Annotated in this window: 16 protein-coding genes; 6 read left to right on the forward strand and 10 right to left on the reverse strand. The window is 39.3% G+C overall.

Annotated features, from left to right (window positions below; translation table 11 throughout):
* Positions 1–7: 7 nt before the first annotated feature.
* Positions 8–1,060: an LLM class flavin-dependent oxidoreductase gene (locus CD039_RS07420; RefSeq protein WP_103371774.1), complete on the reverse strand. Its 1,053-nt coding sequence runs from the start codon at positions 1,058–1,060 to the stop codon at positions 8–10.
* Positions 1,061–1,571: 511 nt separating this feature from the next.
* Between CD039_RS07420 and CD039_RS07425 the strand changes: the two genes are divergently transcribed.
* Entirely contained in the window at positions 1,572–2,342 is a 771-nt protein-coding gene (locus CD039_RS07425; RefSeq protein WP_103371775.1) for a CHAP domain-containing protein, read from the forward strand.
* 894 nt (positions 2,343–3,236) lie between these two features.
* On the opposite strand, the gene nhaC is transcribed toward CD039_RS07425, so the two are convergent.
* Positions 3,237–4,655, reverse strand: a complete 1,419-nt coding sequence (gene nhaC / locus CD039_RS07430; RefSeq protein WP_103371776.1) for a Na+/H+ antiporter NhaC — start codon at positions 4,653–4,655, stop codon at positions 3,237–3,239.
* Between the two features lie 21 nt (positions 4,656–4,676).
* Positions 4,677–5,747 carry an NAD/NADP octopine/nopaline dehydrogenase family protein gene (locus CD039_RS07435; RefSeq protein ID WP_103371777.1) on the reverse strand — a complete coding sequence of 357 codons (1,071 nt, stop codon included), beginning with the start codon at positions 5,745–5,747 and terminating at the stop codon, positions 4,677–4,679.
* 360 nt (positions 5,748–6,107) lie between these two features.
* Between CD039_RS07435 and CD039_RS07440 the strand changes: the two genes are divergently transcribed.
* From CD039_RS07440 to CD039_RS07460, 5 genes are all read left to right on the forward strand, one after another.
* Complete coding sequence (locus CD039_RS07440) at positions 6,108–6,527, forward strand: magnetosome magnetite crystal formation protein family (protein ID WP_103371778.1); 420 nt, start codon at positions 6,108–6,110, stop codon at positions 6,525–6,527.
* Positions 6,528–6,564: 37 nt separating this feature from the next.
* Positions 6,565–7,122 (forward strand): magnetosome magnetite crystal formation protein family, encoded by a 558-nt coding sequence (locus CD039_RS07445; RefSeq protein WP_103371779.1) that lies wholly within the window; start codon positions 6,565–6,567, stop codon positions 7,120–7,122.
* A gap of 158 nt (positions 7,123–7,280) precedes the next feature.
* Positions 7,281–7,601, forward strand: a complete 321-nt coding sequence (locus CD039_RS07450) for a DMT family transporter (protein ID WP_103371780.1) — start codon at positions 7,281–7,283, stop codon at positions 7,599–7,601.
* A complete protein-coding gene (locus tag CD039_RS07455) occupies positions 7,601–7,915 on the forward strand; it encodes a DMT family transporter (RefSeq protein WP_103371781.1) in 315 nt (104 codons plus the stop codon). The genes CD039_RS07450 and CD039_RS07455 overlap by 1 nt, the downstream gene beginning before the upstream one ends.
* A 286-nt stretch (positions 7,916–8,201) precedes the next feature.
* Positions 8,202–9,161 (forward strand): 2-hydroxyacid dehydrogenase family protein, encoded by a 960-nt coding sequence (locus tag CD039_RS07460; RefSeq protein ID WP_103371782.1) that lies wholly within the window; start codon positions 8,202–8,204, stop codon positions 9,159–9,161.
* 71 nt (positions 9,162–9,232) lie between these two features.
* Here CD039_RS07460 and CD039_RS07465 read toward each other — a convergent pair whose 3' ends face one another.
* The 7 genes from CD039_RS07465 to CD039_RS07495 form a co-directional block, all read right to left on the reverse strand.
* Positions 9,233–10,357, reverse strand: coding sequence for an FAD-dependent monooxygenase (locus CD039_RS07465; protein WP_103371783.1), 1,125 nt, complete (start codon positions 10,355–10,357; stop codon positions 9,233–9,235).
* 124 nt (positions 10,358–10,481) lie between these two features.
* Positions 10,482–11,258 carry an N-acetylglucosaminidase gene (locus CD039_RS07470; RefSeq protein WP_103371784.1) on the reverse strand — a complete coding sequence of 259 codons (777 nt, stop codon included), beginning with the start codon at positions 11,256–11,258 and terminating at the stop codon, positions 10,482–10,484.
* A gap of 27 nt (positions 11,259–11,285) precedes the next feature.
* Complete coding sequence (locus CD039_RS07475; protein WP_002471329.1) at positions 11,286–11,516, reverse strand: hypothetical protein; 231 nt, start codon at positions 11,514–11,516, stop codon at positions 11,286–11,288.
* A 246-nt stretch (positions 11,517–11,762) separates the two neighbouring features.
* Positions 11,763–12,233, reverse strand: a complete 471-nt coding sequence (locus tag CD039_RS07480; protein ID WP_002471346.1) for a helical membrane plugin domain-containing protein — start codon at positions 12,231–12,233, stop codon at positions 11,763–11,765.
* The gene (gene fdhF / locus CD039_RS07485; protein WP_103371785.1) at positions 12,233–15,187 is read right to left on the reverse strand and encodes a formate dehydrogenase subunit alpha; all 2,955 of its coding nucleotides are present in this window, start codon (positions 15,185–15,187) and stop codon (positions 12,233–12,235) included. Before fdhF ends, CD039_RS07480 begins: the two co-directional genes overlap by 1 nt.
* A 458-nt stretch (positions 15,188–15,645) precedes the next feature.
* Positions 15,646–16,602 (reverse strand): LCP family glycopolymer transferase, encoded by a 957-nt coding sequence (locus CD039_RS07490; protein ID WP_103371786.1) that lies wholly within the window; start codon positions 16,600–16,602, stop codon positions 15,646–15,648.
* A 397-nt stretch (positions 16,603–16,999) separates the two neighbouring features.
* Entirely contained in the window at positions 17,000–17,791 is a 792-nt protein-coding gene (locus CD039_RS07495) for an inositol monophosphatase family protein (protein WP_103371787.1), read from the reverse strand.
* Between the last annotated feature and the right edge of the window lie 189 nt (positions 17,792–17,980).

A 17,980-nucleotide genomic window follows, 5' to 3' on the forward strand; every position in this document is an offset into this window, starting at 1 on the left:
CTCCTTACTATTTATCCTCAAAATATTTATCTACTATAGGCTTTACCCGTTTAGCGAAAAGTTTAATACTTCGTAGCGTACGCTCATGTGGTATCGAACCTACTGGTGTGTGCAACATAAAGCGTGAAAGTCCTAGTGTTTCTACTGTCTCAATAATCTTCTTAGCTACAGTTTCAGGACTTCCTACGTAAAGGGCACCACGTGGTCCCATTTCGCGATGATAGGCATTTAAGTCATATGCTGGCCATCCACGCTCTTTCGCAAGTTGATCGTGACTCACTTTGACCGCATGATAGAACTCACGCTCAGCTTCTTCATCTGTTTCGGCTACATAGCCCCATGAGTGTGTTGCCACTGCGAGCTTATTTGGATCATGACCATTAGATCTTGCAATCGCACGGTACATTTCAACGTTACGGGCAAAGCGTTTAGGATCACCACCAATTATAGCATACGTGATGGGTAAACCGAGTGCACCTGCTCGTAATGATGATTCTGGCGTTCCACCTGTCGCAATCCAAATCGGAAGTGATGTTTGTTCAGCTCGAGGGTAAACTGCTCTTCCGTCTATAGATGGCGTCAAACGCCCTTGCCAGTGCACAACTTCATGTTGATTGATGCGCAGTAAGAGCTCTAGCTTTTCCTCAAAAAGCGCCTCATAATCATTGAGTTGATAACCAAATAATGGGAAAGATTCGATAAACGAACCTCGACCCACCATGATTTCTGCTCGCTCATTAGATAAGGCATCAAGCGTTGCAAAGCGCTGATAGACACGCACAGGATCATCTGACGACAATACTGTCACTGCACTCGATAATTTGATATGTTCTGTCGTTCTTGCTGCTGCTGCGAGTACAGAGACTGGATCTGAGACAGCGTAATCTTGACGATGATGCTCGCCTAAGCCATAAATATCTAAACCATATTGATCTGCTGTTTCAATTTCTTCTACTATATTACGAATACGTTCAGCTTTACTAATAGCTGGTTGAGGGCCTGACTCTGATTGTATTGCCGTGTTATCAGCAAAGGAAGTTAACCCTAGCTCAATTTTCATACTTATCACTTCCGTTTTTATACTCGGTATAACTTTTATACTTTAAATATATAGCTTTCTATTTCTAAAGTCAATATTGAAAGCTCAGCAGACATTCATTTTTTTAATCATACCTCTTACATATCAATGAACTTTAACTTTACAATGTCTACCCCACCACTCTGTGTCCTGCAATATAAATATTCAGTTTTATTACAAATCTGTAATATTACGAAATACCTTGCTTCAAAGAGAAGTCTCATAAGTGCTTTAGCTATCGCATTTCATTAGATAAAAATATTAATGAATTGACATTGTCTTTAAAAATAAATTGTTAGCGCTAAATTACAAATCGTTAACAAACCACACAAACGCAATATTTTCTGGTAGAGTAGAACGCGTCAAAAAACTTTCACTTTGCAACTAAGTACAAATGAATTTATCGTCTGGGTTCTCGATCTTTTCAAGACGAAGTCGGTAGTTCAACTTTATATAACAATACTTATTGGAATATTAGGAGGATATTTTTACAATGAAAAAAATCGCTACAGCTACAATCGCTACTGCAGGAATTGCTACATTTGCATTCGCACATAACGATGCGCATGCTGCCGAGGATCATCAAGGAGGATATAATCCTAACGACCCAACATCTTACGAGTACACATATTGGATAGATGCTCAAGGCAACTACCACTACACTTGGAAAGGTAATTGGAATCCAAATCAAGTAGAAGGTCAACAATCTTACGGAAACTTCGCTAACTACGGTTACGCTAACAATAACTATGCAGGCTATGCTGCTAACAATAATTCAAGTTATGGTCATTACAGCAACTACAGTGCGCCATCTTACACAAGCTACCAAACTGGCGGACGTGGTGCAGCACCAACAACTTCAACTTCTAGCCATAACGTACATGTAACAACTACAGCAGCACCATCAAGCTCTGCTAACTCTATCGCACGTACTTCTGGCTCATCTGCAAACTACTACACTGCTGGTCAATGTACTTACTACGTGTTTGACCGTGTAGGTGGTAAGATCGGTTCAACTTGGGGTAACGCGAACAACTGGGCTAATGCAGCAGCAGCTTCAGGTTACACAGTAAACAACCGCCCATCAGCAGGTGCAATCATGCAATCTTCAGCTGGTGCTTACGGTCACGTAGCATACGTTGAAAGTGTGAACAGCAACGGTTCAATCCGTGTATCTGAAATGAACTACGGCCACGGTCCTGGTGTTGTCACTTCACGTACAATTTCAGCTAGCCAAGCAGCAAGCTACAACTTCATTCACTAATATAGATATTTCATTTAAGCTTTAGCCAATACTTCAGTGTTGGTTAAAGCTTTTTTGTATTGATTTGATTATAAAATTATCGTGATGTACTAAGTTGAAATAATACTATTGAGAAGTAAGTAGTATAATCTATTTGATAAAGTTTAATAGTAGGAATATGAGAGCGTAATAATCATCATGAGTAGAAATGATGATCTTAGAAATATAAAAGGAAGCTATGGAAGAAAAAATGAATTGAAAGCGTTAATTCCCTTTTGAAAGTACTTCTAATTCATTTGTTTTCAAAGACAACCTGACACGCTCGAGGGATACAGGCTACAGTGAAAATCCATTAATGGAGCTCGTTGAGCGACATTAATTAGTTGAACGTAGCCCCCTGAGCAAGGAATGGTTGTAATATGAAAACAAAGCATTATAAAATATAGTATGTATAAAAGAATATACTTTTAGCAAATGACAATAGGCATAGACCTTGTACCTCTCTAGTTGGCTAAAATAACGTAATTCAATTAAATTTTCTCCTACACAAAAAAACAGTTTTGCATTGCAAAATCGCTACAAAAACACAATACAAAACTGTCTTCAAATAGATAATAGAAGGATATTTAATTATTATCTACATGACGCGAGATGACTTGCTCTCCGTTATAGTAATACCACTACTTATATTACTATGTATCGTCATCTCAACGTCTCTACTATACTTTATCCTATTACTACTATTTTAAACTTAAATACTGCAAATCTATTTAATTTTTTATAGAACCTACTCACCAGTCACTCACGTTGTTAATTATCCTTATTTCAACTCAGATTTCTGTCTATATTCAATAAAAAGGGATGAAGTGAACTGCCCTCGCTTTCACTTCATCCCCTTATTTTAATTTCATACGTTTAAGCTTCAGAACCTTGCGAAGTCTTGTCTTGTTGTTTCACTTTCTTGATACCTATACCTGTAAAGCCATAAATTAGTGCGAAGACGATACAGAGGTAACATGGCACCGTCCAAATAAAGAATTGGTCGAAGGAAACGCCAAGTTGTTTCGTATAATAAATACCTGACGTACCCCAAGGTATTAATGGAATAATCATCGTACCCGAATCCTCAAGTGTACGTGATAGGTTCGTACGATCAAGATTCATTTTATTATACATATCCATCATTAAGACACCGACCATGATGATCACGACGGAAGCCACACCTGCTGCAAGTACCATCATCAAACCGCCAATAACGGTCGCTAAGATGAGCTGACCAACTGAGTGGATATTGCTAGAGATCTTGTTCAGAATCACATCGAGACAGCCTGAACGTTCTACGATACCTGCGAAAGCATAACCACAGAAGATCGTCACAATAATCTCAGTCATACTCATCATACCGCCCTGTTCAATCAAGGTCGCAACTTTACCTGTCACATGGTCGTTACTGCTCACCATGCCTTTGGTAAAACCATCAAAAGTTGCCTTAAAGCCATCAACAATGTTAAAGCCATTGTTCGCCCAACCGATGATGATTGCGCTCAAGCTTGAAATAAGCATCGCTGGAACGGTATCAAATTTAAGCAATAAGCAAGCGATGATGACGATGACCTGCATCCAAGTAAAGAAATTAATATGATAGATCGTGCTCAGTTCATGTAACATTTCGTTAATTTGTTTCGATCTCGCACTTCCGCCGAATTGACGACCCGCAAAGAACCAAACGATGAGTCCTACGATAGATGCAGGTACTGTCGTCCAAACCATTGCTTTAATGTGTGCGAAGATATTAACCTTCGTCACTAAAGCGGCCAAGTTCGTCGTATCGGATAACGGAGACATTTTATCCCCAAAGACCGCACCGGCAATAATCGCACCGGCTGCCATACCTTCATGTATACCGAGTTGATGTGCAATTGCCATCAGAGCAATACCGCCAGTGGAGGCTGAGCCCCATGCGGTACCTGTAGCTACAGAAGTGACTGCACAAATGACGAAAGCGGAAACGAGAAAGTAGTTAGGATTTAAAAATTCTAACCCGTAATAGATCAAAGCAGGAACTGTACCTGAATACATCCAACTACCGACGATAATCCCAACGGATAGAATGATAAAGATCGCTGGCATCGCTGTCGCTAACCGCTTCGTAATTCCCTCTTCTAAATCTTTCCAATTCAGTCCTACGCGTTTCGCAATAAATACTGCGTACGCGGACGATAAGATTAATAATGCTTGAATTGGTATTTCAAATACAACGAATCCTACGATGACAATAATCACCATGACGATGATTGTTGATAATGCTTCGAGTAACGTTGGTTGTCGCTTCATACACATCCCCCTCGTATTGAATTAGTCTAATCCGAGTTTCTCAAGTCCTAACTCTTCTACTGTAAGTCCTTCTTCAAAGAAATCCCGTTCAAGAATCGTAGACGCAATGACGATGATCGCATCAATGTTAGGCGTAGACACCCCTATTTCACGCCCTAAGCTTGACCACAGAACGAGGCCATATGCGATATCTTCAGTTAAGTAACGATTCTTCACTTTATTTGGGCCCGGAATATGTGAGAAGACCGGACTCGTGTTAAACAAGCGATTCAATGGTTCATCCTCATATTGTCGTTCAAGGTAACCACGTTCAATACGTGCTTCTTTCGCTGTAGACAATTCGAACCCGAGTTTACGTCCTAATGAGAGACGTTCAAGCTCTACTGCGTGTAGCAAGCGTACAGTATGTTTCGTAATCCCTTCTTCATACAATCTAAATTCGTCTGCATAGTCGATACGTCCAACGTTGAGTAATGTCGGCCCTGGGTGCACTTCAGGGTTACCATTTTCAAGATTGGTCTTCATGAGACTTTCTTCTTTCACGATGTAAGGATAAATGGTTTTAATTTTATCAAAACTATCACTTAAGTAATCTTTGTCGTATGTTGAAAAATGAACTTTGCGCACGTTTAATGAAAGATCTACGAGCGCTTTATCGAAGTTCACGCGCGTACCATACGTCAGCGTATTCGCTTCAGCAAACTTTGGCATCGTATCAATATGCATATCTTCAAGCACGTTGATAAAACGGATTGAACCCATAGCAGCAGCCATATTAAAGAAGATCAGCTGCTCATTTGTTACAAATGGTGCCATCGTATAAGCATAATGTTCAATAAATGATGAAGGAATAATCACTTGAACAACTTCAGCTCCTTCAAGTACGTATTCCATGTCATCGCTAATATCAGTGAACTCTACAAACTGTTCGTCTCCTTCGTTATTAAAGGTAAAGCCCCCTTCTTCAAAGGCTTTATCAAATTTATGTAGCGACTGATTTCGACAATAGAGTCTCACTTGATGTCCTTTCGTGTACATATCGAGTGCAGCAGTTACCGCACCGTTACCAGAACCTACAATTGCAATCTTCATGTGTTATTCCCTTCTTTCTTTGTATATGGCAATAAAATATTTCACTATAGGTATTTACCTTTCTGACTTGAAGATTAAACCACCTATCTCGTCTTGTTAGACATATGGGGTATTCTAACAACAACTTCATCTCGACGTAAGTGCTTTCACAACATTTAACTTTCTAAATAGTTATACATAAATTCAGAGTCTTTTGGTATAGTTATAGTTACTACATCAGAAAGGATGACAACTATGACAGAACAACAAGAAACTTCGCTTCAGAACGAGACTTAGAACTTTCGCGCTCAACCCGACATTAAAGAGCGCTTCATAGGGGTAGGTATTTATTTATCAATTATTATCTACGGCTATATTACGATGAAGATTTATAATAAACTGACTTATGTAGACACACCTGCATTTGTGTATATAGACTTTTTCCTTAGCATTGTCATTAGTTTCATTGTCGCTTTTGTAATTTCGTTAGTGAGTTGGCTCTTTATTCGAAAGCAGTCAACTTTCGTCAATCAAATTGGTAAGGCTTACTTTAATTTCTGTATTTCGATGATTCTCTGGAACGTAATTATTATTTTAGCTTTAGGGCTAGCATTTTTAGCTATTGGTAAAATAATCGATACTCAGGAATTGGAGCCGAGTATCCTTTTTATCATATTCTCTGCGCCAGTTTTTGTGTTGCTTCTGGTATTTTTATTCTTGATATTTTCAATTATCGGTGCAGTTATGGCTGGTTTTGGGAAAGTGTTTCATGTGCCCATGTCTTTTAAAATACTGAAATAATATTTGAGGGGCAAAAACCACAGAGAGGAGAACATCTATGGAAAAAGTTCAAAATAATAAACAACAAGAAGAATTTGATTTTTCAGTTCAGCGTCCTACTAAAAGCGAGAAGTTCATAGCTCTAGTTTCTTATCTGCCAACTCTTTTAGTCCCTATTGATTTCTTGATCTTAAATAATCTAATTTACACATTACCTCAACTATATAGCCTTAACGATTGGGTAATATTAGCTATATTTATAACATGGATAGCCTTACCTTATATCATATGGATTGTAATTTGGTTCGTTATACGAAAGCGCTCAACCTTTATTAATGAAGTAGGTAAAGCTGCATTTAATTTCGGTTTTTCTTTTTTATTTTGGTTAACCATGATAATTTTATCAATTATTGCATTTTATTTGATAACTATTAAAGCTTATCCTTCCGATCTAATCTTGCTAAGTATTTTGGCAATTGGACTATTCACTTTCATTGTCCTTCCCTTTTTCTTACTGATCATTTTTGGAACAACTATTGCTGGTATAGTCATGACACTTAAAGGAAAGTTTTTCCACGTTCCGCTTTCCTTCAAGTACTTTAAATACAAAAAATAAAATTTCATAAATACGACTTAACTTTTCACTCAATCTTTTACGCGTTTCGCCACCCTTAAACGCTAAAGATTGAGTTTTTACGTTATTCAAAAGGCTTAGATTGTAGTTTCAAGGGAACTTTGAGAGAATAGTGTGGTTGGAAGAAGGAGGTAAATAAGATGCAATGGTTAAAAGTATTTGTAGCTGGCCTCATCGAAATCATGTGGGTCACTAGTATGAATCATGCACATAATATACCAACTTGGATTGTAACGCTCATATTAATTGCGTTAAGTTTCTATCTCATACTTTCAGCAAGTCAACACTTGCCTGTCGGTACGGCTTATACCGTCTTTGTCGGCATGGGCGCAGTGGGTACTGTACTTGTTGATATCTTCGTTCATGGCGATACCTTAAGTTTCAGTAAGGTTATCCTTCTCATCTTACTCATCGTCGGCATATTAGGCCTTCAAATGACGACAGAACAGGAGGAATCATAATGGCTTGGATTTATTTATTGATTGCGGGTGTGTTCGAGATTATCGGTGTGATTATTCTCAACGAAATCAATCGCACTAAGAAACAATCCTTAATTATCTTATTAGGTCTGGCCTTTATCTGCAGTTTCCTCATACTCAAGTTATCGATGTATGATATCCCAATGGGTACAGCTTATGCGATTTGGACCGGTATCGGTACATGTGGCGGTGCGATTATTGGCATGCTCTTTTATAACGAATCACGCAGCGCGAAACGTATTTCCTTTATTGTGTTAATCATCGTAGCAGTTATAGGTTTAAAGCTCATTAATTAATGATAAATATATAGTAGAAAGCTTATTTTTTAGACTTTTAAACTACGCATGGTAAAAGTCATTAGTGTAAACATCTGCTAGAGTCATTTTAAAAAGAGCTAAAGTTAAAATGCATAAGAAAATCAACCCTGCATCACACACGTCGAACTACGAACACCAACTAAATGCATTACTATAATTACGCAAAAAAATATATTTCTAAACCAAAAACGCTGTGAAACAATATAGATTTATTTGTTTAATCAACAGGGTTTCGGTATACTTAACGGTAAAGGAAGTGATTATAATGGTAAAAGTATATATTGCAGGAGCCATTCCTCAAGAAGGCTTAGATCTTCTCCAAGACCAAGGCTATGAGGTCGATGTCTACGATGGAGAAGGCATTATTGATCAAGAGACGTTGAAAGAAGGCGTAAAAGACGCTGATGTGCTAATCAGTTTATTGTCTACAAATGTAGATAAAGAAGTGATTGATGCAGGTAGTAACTTGAAGATCATCACTAACTATGGTGCTGGCTTTAACAACGTTGATGTAGATTATGCACGTGAAAAAGATATCGATGTTACAAATACGCCGAAAGCATCTACGGCTGCAACTGCTGAATTAACATTCGCACTTGTTCTAGCTTCAGCACGTCGTATTGTTGAAGGCGACCAATTGTGCCGTACGAAAGGTTTCGACGGTTGGGCACCCCTATTCTTCCGTGGACGTGAAGTTTCAGGCAAGACAATCGGTATCGTTGGCTTAGGTGAAATCGGTGGCGCTGTTGCTAAACGCGCAAAAGCATTTGATATGAATATTCTTTACATAGGGCCACATCAAAAACCTGAAAAAGAGCGTGAAATTGGTGCGAAATATGTAGACTTCGACACACTTATCGAAAAATCTGATTTCGTTACAATCAATACAGCTTACAAACCAGAATTACACCATAGTTTCGATACAGAACAGTTCAAGAAAATGAAATCTACTAGTTATCTTATCAATGCAGCACGTGGTCCTATCGTGAACGAACAAGCATTAGTAGATGCATTGAAAGCGAAAGAAATCGAAGGTGCTGCACTCGATGTCTTCGAATTCGAACCAGAAATCAATGATGAACTTAAATCACTTAATAACGTCGTTATTACACCACATATTGGTAATGCGACATTCGAAGCACGTGATATGATGGCGCGTATCGTAGCTAATGATGCGATTAGTAAGATGAATGGTGAAGAACCTAAATATGTAGTAAATAAATAATTGATTTCAAACGCTATTGAAATCATAAAAGACAGGTAAGGTGAAAGTCCCTTACCTGTCTTTTTGTATCTTTATTTCGATTTACTTTTATACAAGAACTTCGTCTGACGTTCACCGTAGGAATTCGGTAATAATTTCGCAATAAAGTTACGCACGGCAACCACGAGCGGATTAGTATGTTGCGCGAGTTTACCAATCTTTCTGGAACGCTTAATCACTTTCGCCGTATGACCTACACGCAACTTGTTATACCGCTTCAAGCTCTCATTAAAGTCATAATACTTAAAGCAGTTCGTTAACACGATCGCATCTTCCATCGCTTGACCTGCACCCTGTCCCATATTAGGCGTAGTCGCATGCGCTGCATCACCGAGTAGAATCGTACGTTGATAGACGAAATCATTCAACGGTTTCAAATCGTACATATCGTGTTGTAAGATACCAGTTTCACTTTGTTTATCTAGTACTTGGCGCACTTCATCTGGATAACGGTTAAAACGCGCTTGGAGATGTGGCTTGCCATAAGCACTCAATGCGATATCTTTCTCTTTCGCATTGATTGAAATAAACCAATACGCTTGGTTATTTAGGAGAGGAACGATACCTACGCGCCCTTTCGTCCCCCAGTATTCGCGTGCGATATGCGTATCTTCAAGCTGAACATCTTCAACCATGCCACGAAACACAGTATAACCTTGGTAATTTAATTTCGCTTTCGGTGCGACGGTCTCACGAATGATGGAATGAATTCCATCTGCACCGATACATAAATCGAACGTCTCTGGTTCTTGATTCGCAAAATGAAGCGTCACTTTCATGTCACTATTCTCCATTTTAGTAACACGATGATTTGTATATATAGCGTGATCTGGCACGTATGAAGCAATCACATCGATCAGTGTTTGTCGTTTTAACGTGAGATTGACGCTATTCTTTTTCAACTCTACTGTTGAAAGTGGATGTTGTGCTTCATCGTAAATCGCCATTTGTTTAATAATTTGTCCCGCATTTTTAATCCCTTTAGCTAAATCATGCTTGCCTAATTTATCTAAGACATTGTCACCTATACCGATACCGGCACCCAACTCTTTGATTTCAGGCTCTTTCTCAAATACTTTAACCTCATGTCCTTGTTCATGAAACAGTGCTGCTGCAGTGAGGCCACCGATACCGGCGCCAACAATACCAATTTTCATATTCCAAACACCTCAATTAATATGTTCACTCACATTCTATCACAATCACTCGCACAATTAGAGAGGGCAAAGCTATTTCGATTCACTATCTGCTTTAGCAACGCCCTCTCTTCGATATCATTCATTACTTTTTATAGTAATCTTTATGAATATGATCTTTCTTTATCCCATATTTATCATAATATCTCGCCATCAATTGTGCGATATTATCATCCCAATCAACATCACTAGCATACTGATTTGTACCAGGATTCTGAGGGTTCCAACGCATCTGATAGAGAGACAATTGGTGGTGCTTAAAGTAATTGTAGCGTACGAAACGCGCTCCGCCGATAATGGCTTTGCGTGGGGACGTCCACTTCTCTTTCTTCGCATAACTATTACCATGTTTGAGTGCATTCGCGTCGAAAGCACCGATACCGAAGAAATTATAATAACGCTCGTGACCTGACTTAAGTCCATGTGCAAGTTCAGATTGACCGTTACCTGTTTCCACCAACGCATGACTCACTAAATAAAGCGCGTTGACTTCGTATTTATCTTGCGCGTCTAAGAAGGCTTGTCCCTGTCCTTCAAGAACACCTTTACCTTTGAGAAGTCGATTAACTTCACTTTTACTCAAAGGTACTTTCTCGGAGATATCCATGTGCTTTAAATTGTGATGTTGACTATCTACCGCCATCGCTTCTTCAACATCTTTCTTAGATGCATTCACGAAGCGACCGTCTTTCTCTTTCGTATTAATCACACCGTCACTTGTCTGCTTCTCTACCGCTTCGTCAAAGGTATGCGTCTTACGGTGATCAAACAACGATGTATCATAGATTACGAACAATATCGCAAAGATGACGAGTAACCCTGCGGCAACGAGAAGTGTGGCTTGTTTCTTAATCCATTCCATCTTAACTCGCGCTCCTCTTCCCTTACTCTATTTCAGTACGAAGAATGCGACCATAATCGCAATCAACACAATCGCAAACGAAATATTGATGACGACCTTCATGCCCGTACGATGTCTAAAGAAGACGTTAAACATTACTAAACTAATCGCCAATGAAACGACGAACATCGTGATGGCCATAACGAGATTCTTCATGACGAGTAAGATGATGCCGATGACGAGAAAGATATTCGAAATAATCGACAGTACTTTCATCATTTGTGGATTGATAGGTCTTCCCTCCCATTTCTACATTGATTACATTACTCAAATTGTACCATATCTCCCGACCTCTCGACGACGTTTATTCCTCGCTGTAGTAAAAGGTCTTCTAAATGTTCACAAACATAGAAAAGCTGTCGACAAGATGATGCCTGCCGACAGCCTTCTATTTATAGTATTGATTTAAGTTAGCCCAACATTACATTGCCGCTTCTTTTACTATATTACAGTCATATACGCGACTTATTCTTCGCGTGACATACCTTTTAATAAGTTCAACATGTAAGTTAAGCCACGGTTAATTTCATCATCACGCAACACTTTGAAGAGTCCAGTGATAGATGTCTTCTGATTAGGGTTAGCTGAGTTTGCCACACGTAACCCTCTGTTGACTTTATTAAGCACGTGACTCAAATCGTTCACGTCTAAATCGCCAAGTAAGAAGACAAGTGATGCCATGTTTGAAATTAAACCTGTATATTGTTCTTTATTTAACTCAGTCGCAAACTTGTTCGCAATGACACCGCGACCTTTGACCATACCTGATAATGCATCTAGTATCTTCGCATCATCGAGTGCACTCACGAGATTGATCGCTTTAAGAATGCTCTCTTTATTCTCGGAAATCGCTGAAGTCACTTCTTCTAAGTTCTCTTGTTTCACTTGTTCTTTCGGTTTCTCGACACGTCTAATCTTAGTAATACGTTCTGCCATTATTGATCCACCTGACTTCCTGGGAATACGTAGTCTTCACGATTCCATTTATTTTGTACTTGAACACTATATTGTGGTTTGCGTTGTTTGTTGACACGGAAGTTAGTTGGGTTCAATGGTGACTTACCTTTACGTGTCTTAATTTCCATACGACAGCTTGTACGCTTGTAAGACGGCGTATCTGTATCTTTATCAACGTCACTATTTGTCAACGCGTTAATAGCATTAATATCACCATTTAGCATCGCATTATTGTTCAACGGAATGTAAATTTGCTTACCTTTTACGCGATCCGTCACATGCACGACAAGTTCAGCTTCACCAGAGTCAGAAATCAATTTAACTTCTGCACCTTCGTGTAATCCACGATCTTCAGCGAGCTCAGGAGATACTTCGACGAATGCATTTGGCATCTTGTACTCTAAACCTTTCACGCGATAAGTCATGTTACCTTCGTGGAAGTGTTCAAGAAGACGACCGTTGTTAACGTGTAAGTCGTATTCTTCACTTTCTTTATAGAAGTTGTCGAATGTTAATGGGAAGAACTTCGCTTTCTTGTTCTCGAAGTTGAATCCATTCATGTAAAGCGTTGGCTCGTCTGTACCGTCTTCAGCAACTGGCCATTGTAAACTGTTGTAGCCTTCAAGACGCTCGTAGTTCACACCAGAATATAATGGTGTTAAACGTGCGATTTCATCCATGATTTGAGATGGGTGAGTGTAACCCCAATCGTAGCCCATTTCTTTCGCAATCGCTTGGATGATTTGCCAGTCAGGAAGTGAGTCTCCCTTAGGTTCAAGTCCTTGATAGATACGTTGGATACGACGTTCAGTATTAGTAAAAGTACCTGTCTTCTCTAATGCAGGACTTGCTGGTAATACGACATCCGCATATGTTGCTGTGAAAGTGAAGAAAGCATCTTGTACGACTAAGAAGTCTACCTTTTCTAAAGCAGCTTGAACAAAGTTAATGTTAGAGTCAACGATACCTGTATCTTCACCGTAAAGATATAAGGCATGGATCTCATCGTTGTGGATACCTTCCATCATTTGGTGATTGTCGCGACCTGGTTCTGCAGGAATTTCTACGCCATATTCACGTTCGAATTTCGCACGAACCACATCATCATCCACTTTCTGATAACCAGGGAATTGGTCAGGCATACTACCCATATCACTACAGCCTTGAACGTTGTTGTGACCACGTAATGGATAAGCACCTGTACCAGGACGACGATAGTTACCTGTAGTTAAGAGTAAGTTTGAAATTGCTGTTGAAGTATCACTACCGATGTCTTGTTGCGTAACACCCATCGCCCAGCAAATTGATACAGATTCAGCTGCAATGACTTGCTCAGCGAAGTCGATTAAGTCTTCTTTAGGAATTCCTGTCGTTTCTTCAGCGAATTCCATAGTGAAATCTTCTAATGATTTGTAGTAATCATCGAAGTCGTCTACCCATTCATCGATAAACGCTTTGTCATGTTTATCTTGATCGATGATGTATTTCGTAACTGCAGATAACCATACAAGGTCAGTACCTGGTTTCGGTTGATAGAAGTTATCTGCACGTTGTGCCATTTCGTGTTTACGGATATCGAAGACGTTCAACGTGTTGTTAAATAACTTCTGACCACGTTTAATCTTAGAAGCAATAACTGGGTGCGCTTCTGCTGTATTTGTACCGATAAGTACAACCATGCTTGCACGTGCTAAGTCTGAGATTGAACCAGAGTCACCACCGTGACCTACAGTACGGAAGAGTCCTTTCGTCGCAGGTGCTTGGCAATAACGTGAACAGTTGTCGACGTTATTCGTGCCTACAACTTGGCGTGCTAACTTCTGCATTAAGTAAGATTCTTCGTTTGTTGCTTTAGAAGAAGAAATGAATGATAAGTGACTTGCGCCTTTTTCATTCTTGATCTTAGTAAAGTTATCACTGATGACTTTAAGTGCTTCGTCCCACTCTACTTCAACAAATTCGTCACCTTTACGTACGAGTGGTTTCGTCAAGCGATCTTCTGAGTCTGTGTAATCCCAACCGAATTTACCTTTAACACAAGATGAGATTTGGTTCGCAGGAGATTCGTGTTGAGGTTGAACTTTAAGGACTTCGCGACCTTTCGTCCAAACATCAAATGAGCAACCTACACCGCAGTATGTACATACTGTCTTCGTCTTCTTGATACGTTCTTCACGCATCGCTGCTTCTGAGTCTGAAACTGCGAACAACGGACCATAGCCAGGTTCTGCCTTTTTAGTTAAATCAATCATAGCCGCAAGTGAGCCTGGTTCTAAGTCAGTCATGTAACCTGCGTTACCTTCCATGTTCACTTCCATCATCGCGTTACATGGACAAACTGTCGCACATTGACCACAGCCAACACAAGATGAGTCGTTAATAGAAACGTCATTGTCCCAAATCACGCGTGGTTGTTGTCTTTCCCAATCAATCGTTAAAGTCTCGTTAACTTGAACGTCCTGACAAACCTCAACACAACGTCCACAAAGGATACATTGGTTAGGGTCATAACGGTAGAATGGGCCGTAATCTTTCTCATAAGGTTTCTCTTTGTACTCGTATGTTTGATGTTCAAGACCCCATTGGTCCATCGTATTATGTATTTCACAGTCGCCGTTATTATAGTCACATACTGTACAATACAATTGGTGTTTCTCTAAAATGCGATCAAGTGCTTCCTTTTGACTTGTTTGAACACGATCGTTCTGAGTATTTACTACCATCGGGCGATCCACGATTGTGCTACACGCACGTTGAATTTCTCCATCGATTTCTACTGTACACGTATCACACGTTTGAATCGGTCCCAATGACTCGTTATAACAAATCGAAGGCACGAATGTGTTCTGCGATTTGATGAATTCTAATAAATTTGTTCCAGGTTCAACAAGATAATCTTTGCCATCTAAAGTGACAATCAAATGCTCTTGCATGCAATTCACCCCTAATATATATTAATGCCCGTGTTATATCTGCTAAGCGTTGTCGATTCTCTTTTTAACAATGCCCACACATGTGTAAAAACAGAATGCCTTGAGTATATTCTATACTCATATATGTAAAATGTTAAGTGTTTACACACGGTTTTATTAATAAATTTTAATTAAGCAAACGTGGCTATATCTTGCGCGACATAAATGATTATCATTATCAAATACAAATTCTCAATACGTATGTTCAATGAGGTTGTAAAAAGGTAGGATTCACAAAAACATAAGCTCTCCTATGTCCAAATCTCTACTACGTCTCTTAACGTATATTATCTACTTTAAGCAACTTTTGAATAAACTTTTATTGTTATCTCGTTCCATCATTCACCGCTAGTCCACATTAAAAATCACAACACAAAAACCACCTCCCCCATAATGAGAGAGATGGTCATCTTATGAAACTAGTTTAAATTAGATGTAATCGCTTGAGAATTCTCTTGAAGTGAGCCGTCACTTGGGTGGAAGTAGTACAAGCCGTCATCTTCGATACCACCAGAGCCTTCAAGCTGATGACGATGAACGGTTTCGTTCGCACCTTTATAATGACTGCGTACTTTATTTAAATCGCCTAAAGATAAGTCAGTCTTCACATTCTCTTTCGCATGATTCATCAATGAGTTGAAATGAGTGAGTGAGCTCACGCTAGATAACTTGTTTGCTAAACCTTGAATGACAAGTTGTTGACGCTCTTGTCGACCAAAGTCTCCACCCGCACCTTGTTCTTTACGGCTTCGAATAAACGCCATCGCTTGTTTGCCATCGAGATGCGTCTTTTCACCTTTCGTAAATGATTGACCGTCATAAGAGAATGTTGCGTTACTTACGACATCGATGCCACCTACTGTATCAATCATATCTTTCATACCGTCCATATCAATCGTTGCATAGTGATCAATCGGAACGTTCAATAATTTTTCTAAAGATTTCACTGCCATATCTGGGCCACCGTAAGCATACGCATGATTAATCTTCTCTGTCGAATCTTTGCCCACAATCTCAGCTTTCGTATCACGCGGGATACTCAATATCTCAGTCGTCTTCTTCTCAGGGTTGATTGAAAGCACCATAATCGTGTCTGTTCGTTGGCCGCCACCATTAGCTGAACGTTTCGCATCCGAATCTACACCAAAGAGCGCAATGGTAAAGGGATCTCCCTTACCTAGATCCACTTTGTCACTACGTAGTGATGATTTATCACGGTTCAATGGATCTTGAATTGATCCTCCAACTGCAAATACTTTGTACCCGATATACAAAGCGAAGAGAATCAGTGCGAGTACGATAATCCCTACAATCCAAAGTAGTACCTTACCTGGTCCACCTGATTTTTTCTGTCCATAGTAATCTGAGCGTTTCACTCACATCACTTCCTATCTTATTTAATTTTCATTCTTAGTGATTGCTAACTTTTCTATTTGTTTCTACTTCTTGTTGGTCGTTCACTTTCTTTGTTCATTAAAAGTGTGTGAGTCTCGCCATAATATATGTACTACTCGCATAGTTCCCATTTTTGAGATAGCGATTTTACGACTCATAAATGAGCAATGAACGATGCGTCACGACAATGTAGTCAAGCTATTAACCTCAACTATTTTTTAGACTATTAAGTGACAGCTTGAGACGGGGAGTGATTCATTGAGAAGCAGCGATTTTACTACACGTAAATGAACAATGAACGATGAACCACGACAAAGTAGTCAAGCTATTAATTAACAGTATAAACTTTATAGAAAAGAAAAGTATCCAACCAAAGACCTATATCTCATAACCCTCGCCACGTTGAAGCACCTCAAGTACCGCTTCATGACATCCTGGGTTGCTGATAATAAATGGTCCTGCTTTTGTGAAGTCTAACGCTTCCCCTCTTAAACTCGTCATCTTCAAATCAAGTTCACGAGCAAATAGAAACTGTGCTGCGATATCCCACGGTTTCGGATTCGTGTTAAAATGCGCACCGAACTGACCAGTGATGACGCGAACGGAGTCTAATCCACAAGAACCTATGATGCGATGACTGAAAGATGCATCAAAGAGATCACGTAACGTTGTATTATTCACAAATTGGGCACCGAATGAAAGGATCGCATCTTGCATTTCAATTGGAGCCGGGGAGTGAAGTTCCTCACCATTTTTATAAGCACCTCGATTGCGTATGGCATGATAGAGATGACGATGTGGATAGTCATAAATATAAGAAAGCATGGCTTCTCCATCTACGAAATAAGCGAGAATTACGCAATAATCTTCTTGTTGCTTCACTAAATTCATCGTGCCATCAATCGGATCCATCATCCATGTGTGTCCATGGCGCGCATCAATATTATCATTAGACTTTTCTTCAGCAAATAATTGATGTTCAGGATAATGTGCTTCAAGAAATGTCGCAAACTGTTCTTGTATCGTTTGATCAACATTGGTAACTAAATCGAATCGATCTTTTTTCGTTGACGTATGCATTTGTGCGATGAGCTGCGGAATTGTTTCATCTAGGGTATGTAGCCATTCACGTATACGTTGGTCTAAATCGATTAAATATTGCTGATTCATTATGTCACCTCTTTATTTAAGATTAATATGTATGAATGTATTTATTTTAGCATATTATCTATCACGAAATGTAGCACTCTTATGACATTGTCTATCTACATTAAAAAACCGACTAGTCATCGCTAGTCGGCAAATAGAAAGGAAAGTAAGTAATAAATATTGAAGATGTTTGAATAGTAACGCATACGA

Source organism: Staphylococcus argensis (assembly GCF_002902305.1).
Lineage (GTDB): Bacteria > Bacillota > Bacilli > Staphylococcales > Staphylococcaceae > Staphylococcus > Staphylococcus argensis.

Coding starts and splice junctions, on each gene's coding strand:
- CD039_RS07460 (WP_103371782.1), top strand. CDS start 8,202: ATGGTAAAAGTATATATTGCAGGAGCCATTCCTCAAGAAGGCTTAGAT.
- nhaC (WP_103371776.1), bottom strand. CDS start 4,655: ATGAAGCGACAACCAACGTTACTCGAAGCATTATCAACAATCATCGTC.
- CD039_RS07455 (WP_103371781.1), top strand. CDS start 7,601: ATGGCTTGGATTTATTTATTGATTGCGGGTGTGTTCGAGATTATCGGT.
- CD039_RS07480 (WP_002471346.1), bottom strand. CDS start 12,233: ATGGCAGAACGTATTACTAAGATTAGACGTGTCGAGAAACCGAAAGAA.
- CD039_RS07440 (WP_103371778.1), top strand. CDS start 6,108: ATGAAGATTTATAATAAACTGACTTATGTAGACACACCTGCATTTGTG.
- fdhF (WP_103371785.1), bottom strand. CDS start 15,187: ATGCAAGAGCATTTGATTGTCACTTTAGATGGCAAAGATTATCTTGTT.
- CD039_RS07495 (WP_103371787.1), bottom strand. CDS start 17,791: ATGAATCAGCAATATTTAATCGATTTAGACCAACGTATACGTGAATGG.
- CD039_RS07445 (WP_103371779.1), top strand. CDS start 6,565: ATGGAAAAAGTTCAAAATAATAAACAACAAGAAGAATTTGATTTTTCA.
- CD039_RS07420 (WP_103371774.1), bottom strand. CDS start 1,060: ATGAAAATTGAGCTAGGGTTAACTTCCTTTGCTGATAACACGGCAATA.
- CD039_RS07465 (WP_103371783.1), bottom strand. CDS start 10,357: ATGAAAATTGGTATTGTTGGCGCCGGTATCGGTGGCCTCACTGCAGCA.
- CD039_RS07470 (WP_103371784.1), bottom strand. CDS start 11,258: ATGGAATGGATTAAGAAACAAGCCACACTTCTCGTTGCCGCAGGGTTA.
- CD039_RS07435 (WP_103371777.1), bottom strand. CDS start 5,747: ATGAAGATTGCAATTGTAGGTTCTGGTAACGGTGCGGTAACTGCTGCA.
- CD039_RS07425 (WP_103371775.1), top strand. CDS start 1,572: ATGAAAAAAATCGCTACAGCTACAATCGCTACTGCAGGAATTGCTACA.
- CD039_RS07450 (WP_103371780.1), top strand. CDS start 7,281: ATGCAATGGTTAAAAGTATTTGTAGCTGGCCTCATCGAAATCATGTGG.
- CD039_RS07475 (WP_002471329.1), bottom strand. CDS start 11,516: ATGATGAAAGTACTGTCGATTATTTCGAATATCTTTCTCGTCATCGGC.